The following is a 13170-nucleotide window of genomic DNA, read 5'->3' on the forward strand; positions in this document are numbered from 1 at the left end:
ATATGATAAGCGCATATTATGTAATCATCAATCTTGATATTCCCGCATGAGCGACAATCCCCTGTTCCAGGTGGCCCCTCTTGAGGCTGCGGCGAAAATGCCGGAGCGCATTACGAAGATCCTCCAGGATCTGATCCTCAAGGGCACCTATCCGCCCAAATCTCGCCTTCCCTCGGAAGGCGAGATGGCGCAGCATTTCGGGGTGAGCCGCACGGTCATGCGCGAAGCGGTGTCCCGGTTGAAGGCCGAAGGCCTGGTCGAATCGCGCCAGGGCAGCGGCGTCTTCGTGCGCGAGGCCGGGCCAGACCGCCCGTTCAGAATCAAGCCGAGCGTGATCGATTCGGTGCAGGAAGTGCTGCAGGTCGCCGAGCTCAGGCGCGGCATGGAAGCGGAGATCGCCGCACTGGCCGCGGAACGCGCCAGCGACGAGCAAATCGCCGAGATAGGCGCTCGCCTTGCCGCCATCGACGGCGATGTCGCCGCCGGTGGCGACGGCGTGGCCGCGGATATCGAGTTTCACCGCAGCATAGCCCGCGCCACCGGCAATCCGCACTTCCTCGCGCTCTGGGATTACCTTGGCCAATTCCTGAAAGGGACGATCAAGCTCACGCGCACCTGGGAAGCGCAAAGCGACGAAACCCGGCAGCAGGTGCTGGACGAACACCAGGCGGTCTATGACGCCATCCTCCGCCGCGATGCGAATGCGGCGCGGGAAGCCGCCCGCAAGCACATGGAAATGTCGTCGCACCGCATCCGCAACATCGATCCGGATTTTGTCGCCGTCAAGGCGACGAAGCCTATGCGGCGGCGCGCTGCCGGTGCCAAGCCATTAAGCGGCGGCGCTTCTGAAAATCTTTGAAACGATAGTGGAACAAGCAACATGAGCCTTTTACTCGGATGCATCGCTGACGATTTCACCGGGGCGACCGACCTGGCGGGCATGCTGGTGCGCGCAGGCATGCGCACGGTGCAGATGATCGGCGTGCCGCAGGGGCCGCTGCCCGGCGACGTCGATGCGGTCGTGATCGCGCTGAAGTCGCGCACCACGCCGCCGCAGGATGCAGTCCGGGAATCGCTCGCTGCGCTGGACTGGCTGCGCGATGCCGGCTGCCGCCAGTTCTACTTCAAGTACTGCTCGACCTTCGACTCCACCGACCGCGGCAATATCGGCCCCGTTACCGATGCGTTGATGGACGCTCTCGGCACCGACTTCACGATTGCCTGCCCCGCCTTCCCGGAAAACAAGCGAACGATCTTCAAGGGCTACCTGTTCGTCGGCGACGAACTGCTCAGCGAAAGCGGCATGCGCAATCATCCCCTGACGCCGATGACCGATGCCAACCTGGTGCGTGTGCTGCAAAAGCAGACCTCGCGCAAGGTCGGACTGGTCGGCCACGAGGTCGTCGCGCGGGGCGCAACCGCCATTACGGCGCACATCGCAGCATTGAAGCGCGACGGCGTGCAGATCGCGATTGTCGATGCGGTGTCGAACGAAGATCTCATGCGCATCGGCGCGGCACTGGCCGACATGCCGCTGGTGACGGCCGGCTCCGGCATCGCCCTCGGCCTGCCGCAGAATTTCCGCAGCGCCGGATTGCTGGCCGAAGGCGCGGTTGCCGGCGCCCTGAACGTACCGCAGGGCCTACGCGCCGTGATCTCGGGCAGCTGCTCGGTTGCCACCAATGCCCAGGTGGCGCATTTCATAGCGTCCGGACGGCCTGCATTTGCGATTGATCCGCTGCGCCTCGCGGAGGGTGAAGACCTGGTCGGCATGGCGCTCGACTGGGCCGCACCACTCCTGCCGGAAGGACCTCCGCTGATCTATGCGACCGCGGCCCCGGACGCCGTGAAAGCGGTGCAGGCGCGCCTCGGCGTCGAACGCGCCGGGCTGCTGGTGGAAGAGGCGCTGGCCGCCATCGCCAGGGGAATGGTGGCGCGCGGCGTGCGGCAGATGCTGGTGGCCGGCGGCGAGACTTCAGGTGCGGTTGTCCAGGCACTGGGCGTGAGCGGCCTGCATATCGGCCCGCAGATCGATCCCGGCGTGCCGTGGACCACCACGCTGGGCGACACACCGATGGCGCTGGCGCTCAAGTCGGGCAATTTCGGCAGCGTTGACTTCTTCACCAAGGCCTGGAGCGTGCTGCCATGAACGAATCGGCGCTGCGCGAACACATCTGCGACTGCGGCAAGTCGCTGTACGACCGCGGCCTGGCGACAGGCAGCAGCGGCAACATCAGTGTGCGCCTCGACGACGGCTGGCTGCTCACCCCAACCAATGCGTCGCTCGGCCATCTCGATCCGGCCAGGCTGTCGAAGCTCGACTGGCAAGGGAACCTGATATCCGGCGACCCGGCCTCCAAGGAAGCCTTCCTGCACCGCGCGGTGTACGAGGAGCGCGGCAGCGCGGGCGCGATCGTCCACCTGCATTCCACCCACTCGGCCGCCGTGTCCTGCATGTCGGGGCTGGATGCCTGCGACTGCATACCGCCGCTGACCGCCTACTTCGTCATGAAGATCGGCAAGCTGCCGCTGATTCCCTACCATCGTCCGGGCGACCCGAAGCTGGGCGACGCCATCCGCGGCCTGGCGGCGAAGCATACCGCGGTGCTGCTGGCCAATCATGGCCCGGTGGTCTCGGGCAGGAACCTGGAAGCGGCCCTGTACGCAACGGAAGAACTTGAAGAGACCGCGAAGCTGTTCCTGCTCCTGCGCGGACAAAACCCGCGTGCGCTCGATGCCGAGCAGATCGAGGAGCTGCGGCAGGTATTCAAGCTGGACCAGCAATGACCAATAAGCAATGCGTATTGATCAATGATTCACACCTCATCCTAAAGCACCGCTAGAAGGAAAGATCGTGCCGAAATTTGCCGCCAACCTGACGATGATGTTCAATGAAGTGCCCTTCCTGCAGCGCTTTGCGGCTGCGGCCGAAGCGGGCTTCACCGCCGTTGAATTTCTGTTCCCGTATGAACACGCCGCCGAGGATATCGCGCGCGCGCTGAAGGACAACGGCCTGCAGAACGTGCTGTTCAACATGCCGCCGGGCGACTGGACCGGCGGCGAACGCGGCATGGCGTCCCTGCCCGGCCGCGAATCCGAATTCCGCGAAGGCATTGCCAAGGCCATCGGCTATGCCAAGATACTCGGCACGCCGCGACTCCATGTGATGGCGGGCTTGCTGCCCGCCGGCGGGGATCGCGACATCGCACGCGCCACCTACATCGACAATCTGCGCCATGCCTGCGCCGAGGCTGCCAGGCACGGCATCATGATCCTGATCGAGCCGATCAACACGCGTGACATCCCCGGCTACTTTCTCAACACGCAGGCCGAGGCGCATGCCATCCGCGAAGAGGTCGGCGCGGACAACCTGAAGGTGCAAATGGATTTTTACCATGTGCAGATCGTGGAAGGCGACATCGCAATGAAGGTGCGGCGCCACCTTCCGCACATCGGGCACATCCAGATCGCCGGCGTCCCGGAACGCAATGAGCCGGACACGGGCGAGATCAATTATCCTTACCTGTTCAAGTTGCTCGACGAGGTCGGCTACGACGGCTGGCTGGGCTGCGAATATCGCCCGGCAGGAGGAACGGTGGACGGACTGGGCTGGTTCATGCAATTTGCCGCCCGTCCCGCCACGACATAGGCGCAGAGCATATTCTCCGCGGGCGATGCCGGTGGAGCGATGAATGCAGTTTGTATTACGTTATAAAACTTTTTCAGGAGACTTAAAATGAAAACCATCCGTCTTAATGCAATCGCCCTGGCCGTGTCCGCACTGGCAATCGGCTTCATGTCATCCGCAGCCTCGGCGCAGACAGTGATGCGCATCAGCGTGTCTACCGCGCAGAACTCGCACCAGGGCGTCGCGATCGATACGCTGGCCAAGGAAGTCGAAAAACGTACCAACGGCCGCTACAAGATCCAGGCCTTCTACGGTGGCTCGCTGGGCGCCGAGCGCGAGGCCACCGAGGCCGTTCAGCTGGGAACCCAGGAACTGACCTGGACCTCGACCGGCCCGATCCCGAACTTCGTGCCCGAAGTGAAGATCCTCGACATTCCCTTCCTGTTCCGTGACTATGCGCACGCACGCGCCGTGCTGGACGGCCCAATCGGCCAGGAGATGCTGAAGAAGTTCGAAAGCAAGGGCATGAAGGCGCTGGCGTGGGGCGAGAACGGATTCCGCCACATGACCAACAACAAGCGCGCCATCAACAACCCGGAAGACATGAAGGGCCTGAAGATGCGCACCATGGAAAATCCGGTTCACATTCAGGCTTACAAGGGCTTTGGCATCATCCCGACGCCGATGGCTTTCACAGAGGTGTTCACCGCAATGCAGCAGGGCACCGTCGATGGACAGGAAAACCCCTTGTCCGTCATCACAGCCAACAAGTTTGAACAGGTGCAAAAACACCTGACCCTGACCGGCCACGTCTACTCGCCGGGCGTTTTCCTGATGAACAAGGGAGCCTTCGACAAGCTGGCTCCCGCCGACCAGACCGCATTCCTGGAAGCGGCCAAGGTTGCCGCCAAGGCGAACCGCGACCGCGTCGATGAAGATGAAAAAACCGCGGTCAAGTACCTGAGCTCCAAGGGTATGCAGGTGGTGGAGAATGTCGACAAATCGAAATACCAGGCGTCCCTGGCGCCGGTCTTCGCCGACTTCGAAAAGCAGTTCGGCAAAGCCAACATCGACAAGATCCGCAACTACAAGTAATGCATGCAACGCCCCGCCGCCGGCGGGGCGTTTTTTAATGACTGCTTGTGGCGCGCGGCATGCGCAATACCACATTCGCCAACACTAAAACATGAAATCCGCCTTCTTATCGCTGGGACGCGGCATCTCCGCACTTTCGCTGGGCTTTGCCTGCCTGATGCTGGTTCTATCCGCCTGCCTGGGCATGTTCCAGGTCGTCACCCGTTTTGTTTTCGAACAGCCCGCCGAGTGGAGCGAGGTGCTCATCCGCTTTTTCCTGATCTGGATGGTCTTCATGGCCTTGCCGGAAGCATTCCGGATCGGCTCCATGGTTTCCATCGACATGCTGCACCGCCTTTCGCCGCCGCCTCTGCGCCGGGTGCTGGATGTCGTGATCATGGTCGCCTCGCTGGCGCTGCTGGCCGTCATCATCTGGTTCGGCTGGGACTATGCGCAGCGCGGCAAAGTGCAGAGCATGGCCGGGCTGGAAGACCTGTCGATGTTCTGGGCCTATCTCGCACTGCCGGTCGGGTCCGCATGTGCCATTTTTGGTGTCATCGCCAATTTCCTTGAGCCGCAGAACCGCGAACTCGAAACTGCTCAATAACAAGCAAAACATACAAGATCAAACCGAGTACCCACCATGTCCCTTACGATGCTCATCACGATGATCGTTTGCTTCGCCCTGTCGATATCGATCGCGGTATCGATCGGCCTGGCCAGCGTCGTCGGCGTCTACTCCTCGAACGCGCCCATGCTGCTGGCCGCCAAGGAGATTTTCACTTCGATCAACAAGTTTCCGCTGGCGGCGATTCCCTTCTTCATTTTGGCCGGCAACCTGATGGAAACCGGCGGCATTTCCAAGCGGCTGGTTGAATTCGCCAAATCGATCGTCGGCGGCGTACAGGGCGGCCTGGCGGCCACCTGCGTCCTGACCTGCATGATCTTCGCGGCCGTATCCGGATCTTCGGTAGCCACCACTTTCGCGATCGGCGCCATCCTGATCCCGGCGCTGGTCAAGCATGGCTATCCGCTCAATTTCGCCGCCGCGCTGCAGGCAACGTCGGCGGAACTCGGCGTCATCATTCCGCCTTCGATTCCAATGATTCTTTACGGTGTATCGGCCGAAGTGTCCATCGGAGAACTCTTCATCGCAGGGTTCGGCCCTGGCCTGCTGATTGGCATTGCACTGATGGTCTTCGTCATCGTGTGGGCCCGCATCAAGGGGTACGGCCAGAATGACCATGTCGGGAAGATGAGCTTCGGAGCGGCTTTCAAGCAGGCATGGCTGGCGCTGCTGATGCCGGTGATCATTCTTGGCGGGATCTATGGCGGCGTATTCACGCCCACCGAGGCGTCGGTCGTCGCGGTGTTTTATGCATTCATCATCGGTGTATTCATCTATCGCGAAACACGCTGGGCCGATCTTGGGGCGATCCTCAGAAAGTCCGCACTGTCTTCTGCGGTAATCATGTTCATCATTGCCAATGCGGGCTTGTTCAGTTTCATGATTACCCGCGCCGGCGTACCTGACGCCATCGGCGCCTTCCTGGCGGAAAATCTTCAGCACCCGCTGTTCTTCCTGCTGGGCGTCAATGCGGCCCTGTTCGTCATCGGCATGTTCATTGAAACTTCCGCAGCGATCATCGTGCTGGCACCGATTCTTGTTCCGGTGGCCATCAAGTTCGGCGTTGATCCTGTGCATTTCGGCATGATCATGATTGTCAACCTGGCGCTCGGCATGATTACGCCGCCGTTCGGCGTGAACCTGTTTGCGGCCTGCACCGTGGCAAGAATCTCTCTGGATCAGATCGTAGGAAGGCTAATACCCTTCATTCTCGTTATCCTGGGCTGCCTGGTGGTCATCACTTACTTCCCGCCGCTATCGCTCTATCTCCGTGACCTTGTCTTTGTAAAGTGAAATAAGTCGGTTGACGGATAGATCGTAGCCATTGTCGGCCGGCATCATGCCGGCCGCTTCGCTTATAAGCCGGCAGGGGTTTTGATGCAGTGGGGGAACTAGTCGTTCACATGGTGTACACTCGGTGTCTGGGTGCTCACACTGATGTGTGGCAGGTCAATGCGATGGTCGGGCCGCCTCGCGGCTTTGTGACGACCAATGAACTCACCCATATTGTTTCCGCATGACAGAAATCCGCTATCGCTCGTGTTCGAGCCAAGGCGCCATCGCGCCTATGGCAGCAGGGCACCGCCGGAATCCTTCTTTTCCGATCGCGCTGCGATTTTTCTCACATATCCCTGATATCCGACTTTTCTGGGCAATATTGGCCATGCAAGCCATCTTGCATGTGTCGGCTGTCGGCCTGCAAACGCTCGCCTTCGCCAGTAAATAAAAATAGACCTATGACAGACATCAATCTTATCGCCGCCATCATTTTCGGCCTGGCCCTTGTCCACACCTTTGCCGCCAAGTCTTTCGAGCGCATCGCCGACAGAAGCACCCGGCATGCGGGCCTGTTTCACCTGCTGGGTGAAATCGAGGTGGTATTCGGGTTCTGGGCATTCATCTTCATCGTCGTCATGGCATTCGTTGCGGGAGGCAGCGAAGCCATCACATACCTGGAATCCCGGCACTACACCGAACCCATGTTCGTCTTCGTCATCATGGTGGTGGCGGCATCTCGGCCCGTGCTCGAAGCGGTCAGATCTCTCATTACCGTCATTGCCACGCTGTTGCCCGTCAATACGATGCTTGCCCGGATATGGCTCTGCTTCGCTCTCGTGCCATTGATCGGCTCGTTCATCACCGAACCGGCGGCAATGACGCTGGCCGCATTGATGCTCGCACCGCTCGTTTTCCGGCCCGGCCTGCCGGAATGGATCAAGTATGCAGCCCTGGGCGTGTTGTTCGTCAACGTCTCCATCGGCGGCACGCTGACCTCATTTGCCGCGCCTCCGGTACTGATGGTTGCCGCGACATGGCAATGGGATAGCGCCTTCATGGCGGCGAACTTCGGCTGGAAGTCCGCGCTCGCGGTTGTCGTCAACGCTACAGGAATCGCGTGGCTCCTGCGCCGGCATGTGACGCAGGTGACTGATACGTCGGCAGAGCCGGCAAGGATTCGCGTTCCGCTGATCGTCATGCTGATCCACCTTCTCTTTCTGGGCGCAGTCGTGGTCTTTGCGCATCACCCGGTGGTGTTCATGGGCATCTTCCTGTTCTTCCTGGGCTATACCCAGGCCTACGCGCAATACCAGAACCCGCTGATTCTCAAGGAAGGCCTCCTGGTCGGATTCTTTCTTGCGGGTCTGGTGGTTCTCGGCGGCATGCAGCAATGGTGGCTCCAGCCCATCGTTTCTCGGCTGGAACCGACTGCACTGTTCTTCGGCGCCCTCGGATTGACGGCCATTACCGACAACGCGGCATTGACCTACCTGGGATCCCTGATCGAAGGGATCTCGGACCAGGCGAAGTACATGCTTGTGGCCGGCGCCGTCGCGGGAGGCGGCCTTACCGTGATTGCGAATGCACCGAATCCCGCCGGTGTGGCGTTACTTCGCGATGGATTCAACGACGGTAGCATTGGCATCGGCGGGCTGCTTGTCGGCGCGATTGTGCCCACCGTAGTTGCCGCAGCCTTCCTCCTGATGCTCTGACAACCAGGTTCACATCCCAGCCGCCCGGGCACGATTCGCATTTGCGTACCGTGCCCGATTCTTTTGCATGCCGTCTCACGCAAGCAGCAGCTTGTCGTCGTCCAGCTTTTCTCCGCGCGTGCGCTCGAACATCCGCAGAAGATCGGGCACATCCAGTCCTTCCCTTTCCTTTCCTGCCACATCAAGCACCACCCGGCCTTCATGCAGCATCACGGTGCGGCTGCCGAAATCAAGTGCCTGGCGCATGCTGTGGGTCACCATCATCGCGGTCAGCTTCTGCTGCTCGACGATTTTAGCTGTCAGCTCCAGCACGAAAGCCGCCGTCTTCGGATCGAGCGCAGCCGTATGTTCATCCAGCAGCAGGATGCGCGAGGGCTTGAGAGAAGCCATCAACAGACTGACCGCCTGCCGCTGCCCGCCGGACAGCAAACCGATTCGGTCCGCAAGACGATTCTCCAGTCCCAGGTTGAGTATGCGCAGCTTCTCGCGAAACTCATCCCGCATGGCGCGGTTCAGGGAAAACCCGAGGCCGCGATGCTGGCCGCGCCGGTATGCGAGCGCCATGTTTTCCTCGATGGTCAGTCCTTCGCAGGTGCCGGCCATCGGGTCCTGAAACACGCGCGCCACCATGTCGGCACGCTGCCATGCCGGCTTGGCGGTGACATCGCTGCCGTCGATCGAAATCGTTCCGAGGTCGACCGGCAGATCGCCACTGACTGCGTTCAGGAAAGTCGACTTGCCGGCGCCGTTGGAACCGATGACCGTCACGAATTGCCCGGTCGGTATGTCCAGCGAAAGGCCGCGCAAGACCTTGTTCTCGATCGGCGTGCCGGGATTGAACGTGATTTCCAGGTTTCTGGCCTGCAGCATTATTTGGCTCCCTTGGAAACGGCTTGCGCTGTGCGGCCTGCGCCAAACATGCCGGTAAGTCTGCGCTTGTAGGCTGGCACGAGCAATGCAATGGTGACCAGCACGGCGGTGACCAGGTTCAGGTCCTGCGCCTGCAGTCCGATGAAATCGGTATTGAGCGCGAGGGCGATGAAGAAACGGTACAGCACCGCGCCGAGAATGCATGCCAGCGTGGTAATGATCATGCTGCGTGTGGGCATCACCGTCTCGCCGATGATAACGGCGGCCAGCCCGATGACAATGGTACCAACCCCCATCGAGATGTCGGCGCCGCCCTGGGTCTGCACGAACAGGGCGCCGGCCAACGAGACTAGTGCATTCGAAATGGCGAGGCCCCAGATGGTGAGGCTGTCGGTCGAGATTCCTTGCGCACGCGCCATGCGCGGGTTTCCGCCGGTGGCGCGCATTGCAAGCCCCGTCTCCGATGCGAAGAACAGGTCGATGACGGCCTTGGTCAGCATCACGATGACCAGCAGGATCAGCGGCTTGACCCAGTAGTCCGGCAGATCGCTGAAAACGCCGACCTGGAATACCGTGGGCTCATTGATCAGCGCGACATTCGGCTTGCCCATGATGCGCAGGTTGATCGAATACAGCGCAATCATCACCAGGATGCTGGCCAGCAGCTGCATGATGCGCAGGCGAACATTGAGCCATGCGGTCAGCGCGCCTGCGATGCCACCCGCGAACAGCGCCACCGCGGTCGCGGCGTAAGGGCTCCAGCCTGCGACCATGAGCGTCGCGGCGACCGCGCCGCCAAGCGGGAAACTTCCATCCACGGTCAGGTCGGGAAAATTGATGATGCGGAAGGAAATGAATACGCCGAGTGCAACCAGGCCGAAAATCAGGCCGATCTCGATTGCACCGAGAAAGGAAATCATAGACATTGTGAATATCCAACGGGCGAAACCGCAAGGCACACGCCTTGCGGTACAGATGCGAGAATCAGGTGAAAGAGGTTTACTTGACGACGACCGCGGCCGACTTCAGCAGCGCGTCCGACAAGACCACGCCCTGCTTCTGCGCCGCTTCCGGATTGACATGCAATTCGAATTTCGAGCTGGTCTCGGAGGCAATGGCGCCGGGTGCCTCGCCCTTGAGGATGCGGACCACGATCCTGCCAGTCTGTCGCCCGAGATCGGCATAGTTGAGGCCAAGCGCCGCCACCGCGCCGCGCTTGACGCCACCGGTGTCGGCGGCAACCACGGGAATCTTCGCCTGCTGCGCCACCTTGATGATGCCTTCGAAGGCTGACATCACATTATTGTCGGTCGGCGTATAGATCACATCCACCTTGCCGACCAGGCTCTGCGCCGCACCCGGCACGTCGACGGTACGCGCAGCCGCGCCTTCCACCAGCTTGAGGTCGGCCGCCGCCGCAGCCTTGCGCAGCGCTTCGACGATGGCCACGGAGTTGGCTTCGCCCGGGCTGTAGATCACGCCGACGCGCGCGGCCTTCGGAACCACCTGCCTGATCAGCGCGATATGCTTGTCGAGCGGCGACTGGTCGGAGACGCCGGTCACGTTGGTTCCGGACGGGCCCCAGCCGCTCACCAGCTTCGCGGCGACCGGGTCCGTGACCGCGCTGTACACCACGGGAACCGACTTCGTCGTTGCCACCACCGCCTGCGCCGATGGCGTGGCAATGGCGACGATGACATCCGGACGATCGCCGGCATACTTGCGCGCGATCTGCGCGGCGGTGCCGGTATTGCCCTGCGCGCTCTGGTATTCGAACTTCAGGTTCTTTCCGGCCTCGAAGCCGGATGCCTTCAATTCCTCCTTCACGCCGTCCCTGACTGCATCGAGCGCAGGGTGCTCGACAATGGCCGTCACGGCCACGGTCTTGTCGGCGGCGTGGATGGCCCCTGCGGCCATTAACGCGAACGGTACGGCCAGGCAGGCGCAAAGAGCGGATGTTGAGAAATATGCCTTCATGTGATTGTCCCTGATTAAATTGGTTGGCTGGATCAAGAATGCCGCGCCTGACAGGCACCGGCACCGCGATCAAGATGTATTGGCGATGAATGAGGTCCCGTGAAGCATGGGGAAGCTTGGTGGTGCCCGCTGCGCCGTGACGGATGGTGGCCCCGGATGTCCGCGGAGCCTGTCATGAATCGTTTGTTTCATGGGCATCGCCGCTCCGTGAGCTGCATTTTTAACGAGCAGGAGGATGGAGGCATTCGCGACCCATCCCGGGTGAATCTGCTCCGTTAGAGCGCTTTCGGTTTGACCTGCCTGACGATCCCGGCTGCTTTGCCAGCGACACTGCGTTGTGTGGGGACGCCGAGTCCTCCTTGCCATGGCCCGGGGGCGCCGAGCCCGCCATGTCGCGTCACCACGCCTTGTTTCGCAGGCAAACCACCTCGGCCTCGCCTAGGCCGGTCAAACCGAAAGCGCTCTAGCTGTGTCTGCGTTCGCAAATGCACCGGTCTTGTCAGGGCATCCGNAGGCAAACCACCTCGGCCTCGCCTAGGCCGGTCAAACCGAAAGCGCTCTAGCTGTGTCTGCGTTCGCAAATGCACCGGTCTTGTCAGGGCATCCGCAACGGTGCCGCACCGGTCATCCGGCCAAGACAGCTCCAGTGCCGGTTGCAGCACTAGCCGCGCCGTTTCCGGCGCGGCGTATCTGTCGCAGGCCCGCGCGCCGCACTATGCTTGCATCGATGTGCGGTACGGGGCACTGGCCGCGCTCAATGCGTGACGGCGATCATCGAGCGCTTGCCGCCCTTGTAGGTATAGAGCGTGAGCGTTCCATCCTTGACATCGCCGCGGCTATCGAAGGCGATATTACCGGTGACGCCCTTGTACTGCATCTTCGCCAGTTCGGGCAGATATTTCTGCGGTTCAGGCGAATTGGCCTTCTGCATCGCATTCACCATCAGCATCACCGCGTCATATACGTAAGGAGCATAGATCTGGACTTCCATGTCGAATTTCTTCTTGTAGGCCGCCTTGAATTCATCCAATCCTTTCTTCTGGCTGTCTTCGACGCCCCCGGCTTCGGCGCAAACCACCGAGTTGTCGGTCAGCGCATCGCCTGCCAGCGCGCCGAGCGATTCCGAGCAGACGCCGTCGCCACCCATGAACTTCGCATTGATGCCGAGCGCCTTCATCTGGCGCAGCATCGGTCCGCCGACCGCGTCCATGCCGCCGAAAAATACCAGGTCGGGATTTTTTGCCTTGATCGCGGTAAGGATTGCGTTGAAGTCTGTGGCCTTGTCGTGTGTGTACTGCCGCGCAACGATATTGATGTTGGGGTTCTTGCTCTTCGCGCCCTTGATGAATTCATCCGCCACGCCCTGGCCGTATGCGGTACGGTCGTCGATCACGGCGATGCTTTTCGCCTGGGCGATCTGCACCGCGTAGCGGCCGAGCGTGCCGCCGAGCTGGCTGTCGTTGGCAACGACGCGGAACGCCGTCTTGAAGCCCTGCTGCGTGTACTTTGGATTGGTGGCCGATGGCGAGATCTGCGGAATGCCGGCGTCGGCGTAGATGCGCGATGCAGGAATGGTGGTGCCGGAAGTGACGTGGCCGATCACGCCGTTGACCTTGGCATCGGCCAGCTTCTGCGCCGCGGCCGTCGCCTGCTTGGGATCGGATGCGTCATCCTCGGCCAGCAGTTCGAACTTCGCCTTCTTGCCGCCGAGGACGATGCCTTTCGCATTCAGTTCGTCGATGGCCATGCGCGCGCCATTCACATTGTCCTTGCCCCAGTGAGCGATAGGGCCGGTGACCGGTGCGACCAGTCCGATCTTTACGACTTGCTCCTGCGCGAGAACGGCGTGGGACGCCATTGCCGCGACGGCGCCTGCAACCATGAGTACGGTGGCCTTGAGCTCTTTGACCTGCATGAGTTTCTCCTTTTCGTTTTAGTAATAAGTACTGCTGCTGCCTACATCAAAGCAGTTCCGATGCAGCCGAACTGCTCCGGTCGTCGAT

The 13170-nt window shown here is 61.1% G+C and carries 13 protein-coding genes; 9 read left to right on the forward strand and 4 right to left on the reverse strand.

The window, feature by feature from the left end; all coding sequences use genetic code 11:
- Window positions 1-46 precede the first annotated feature (46 nt).
- The 9 genes from RY831_RS12630 (at window position 47) to RY831_RS12670 (ending at window position 8320) form a co-directional block, all read left to right on the forward strand.
- Window positions 47-859: a FadR/GntR family transcriptional regulator gene (locus tag RY831_RS12630; RefSeq protein ID WP_326506708.1), complete on the forward strand. Its 813-nt coding sequence runs from the start codon at window positions 47-49 to the stop codon at window positions 857-859.
- A gap of 21 nt (window positions 860-880) precedes the next feature.
- Window positions 881-2149 carry a 3-oxo-tetronate kinase gene (gene otnK / locus RY831_RS12635; protein ID WP_326506709.1) on the forward strand — a complete coding sequence of 423 codons (1269 nt, stop codon included), beginning with the start codon at window positions 881-883 and terminating at the stop codon, window positions 2147-2149.
- Window positions 2146-2787: a 3-oxo-tetronate 4-phosphate decarboxylase gene (otnC, locus tag RY831_RS12640; RefSeq protein ID WP_326506710.1), complete on the forward strand. Its 642-nt coding sequence runs from the start codon at window positions 2146-2148 to the stop codon at window positions 2785-2787. The genes otnK and otnC overlap by 4 nt, the downstream gene beginning before the upstream one ends.
- A 67-nt stretch (window positions 2788-2854) precedes the next feature.
- Entirely contained in the window at window positions 2855-3649 is a 795-nt protein-coding gene (gene otnI / locus RY831_RS12645; RefSeq protein ID WP_326506711.1) for a 2-oxo-tetronate isomerase, read from the forward strand.
- 147 nt (window positions 3650-3796) lie between these two features.
- Complete coding sequence (locus RY831_RS12650) at window positions 3797-4723, forward strand: TRAP transporter substrate-binding protein (protein ID WP_437126268.1); 927 nt, start codon at window positions 3797-3799, stop codon at window positions 4721-4723.
- Between the two features lie 91 nt (window positions 4724-4814).
- The gene (locus RY831_RS12655) at window positions 4815-5309 is read left to right on the forward strand and encodes a TRAP transporter small permease (RefSeq protein ID WP_326506712.1); all 495 of its coding nucleotides are present in this window, start codon (window positions 4815-4817) and stop codon (window positions 5307-5309) included.
- Between the two features lie 36 nt (window positions 5310-5345).
- A complete protein-coding gene (locus RY831_RS12660; protein ID WP_326506713.1) occupies window positions 5346-6623 on the forward strand; it encodes a TRAP transporter large permease in 1278 nt (425 codons plus the stop codon).
- A 223-nt stretch (window positions 6624-6846) separates the two neighbouring features.
- Window positions 6847-7056: a hypothetical protein gene (locus RY831_RS12665; protein WP_326506714.1), complete on the forward strand. Its 210-nt coding sequence runs from the start codon at window positions 6847-6849 to the stop codon at window positions 7054-7056.
- 10 nt (window positions 7057-7066) lie between these two features.
- Window positions 7067-8320, forward strand: a complete 1254-nt coding sequence (locus RY831_RS12670) for a putative Na+/H+ antiporter (RefSeq protein WP_326506715.1) — start codon at window positions 7067-7069, stop codon at window positions 8318-8320.
- Between the two features lie 75 nt (window positions 8321-8395).
- On the opposite strand, the gene RY831_RS12675 is transcribed toward RY831_RS12670, so the two are convergent.
- From RY831_RS12675 to RY831_RS12690, 4 genes are all read right to left on the reverse strand, one after another.
- Complete coding sequence (locus tag RY831_RS12675) at window positions 8396-9190, reverse strand: ABC transporter ATP-binding protein (protein ID WP_326506716.1); 795 nt, start codon at window positions 9188-9190, stop codon at window positions 8396-8398.
- A complete protein-coding gene (locus RY831_RS12680; RefSeq protein ID WP_326506717.1) occupies window positions 9190-10116 on the reverse strand; it encodes an ABC transporter permease in 927 nt (308 codons plus the stop codon). The genes RY831_RS12675 and RY831_RS12680 overlap by 1 nt, the downstream gene beginning before the upstream one ends.
- A gap of 73 nt (window positions 10117-10189) precedes the next feature.
- Window positions 10190-11167, reverse strand: coding sequence for an ABC transporter substrate-binding protein (locus RY831_RS12685; RefSeq protein WP_326506718.1), 978 nt, complete (start codon window positions 11165-11167; stop codon window positions 10190-10192).
- 754 nt (window positions 11168-11921) lie between these two features.
- Window positions 11922-13049: a branched-chain amino acid ABC transporter substrate-binding protein gene (locus tag RY831_RS12690; protein WP_437126269.1), complete on the reverse strand. Its 1128-nt coding sequence runs from the start codon at window positions 13047-13049 to the stop codon at window positions 11922-11924.
- Window positions 13050-13170: the final 121 nt, after the last annotated feature.

Origin of the sequence: Noviherbaspirillum album (genome assembly GCF_035916955.1) — a bacterium.
Taxonomy (GTDB): domain Bacteria; phylum Pseudomonadota; class Gammaproteobacteria; order Burkholderiales; family Burkholderiaceae_D; genus Noviherbaspirillum; species Noviherbaspirillum album.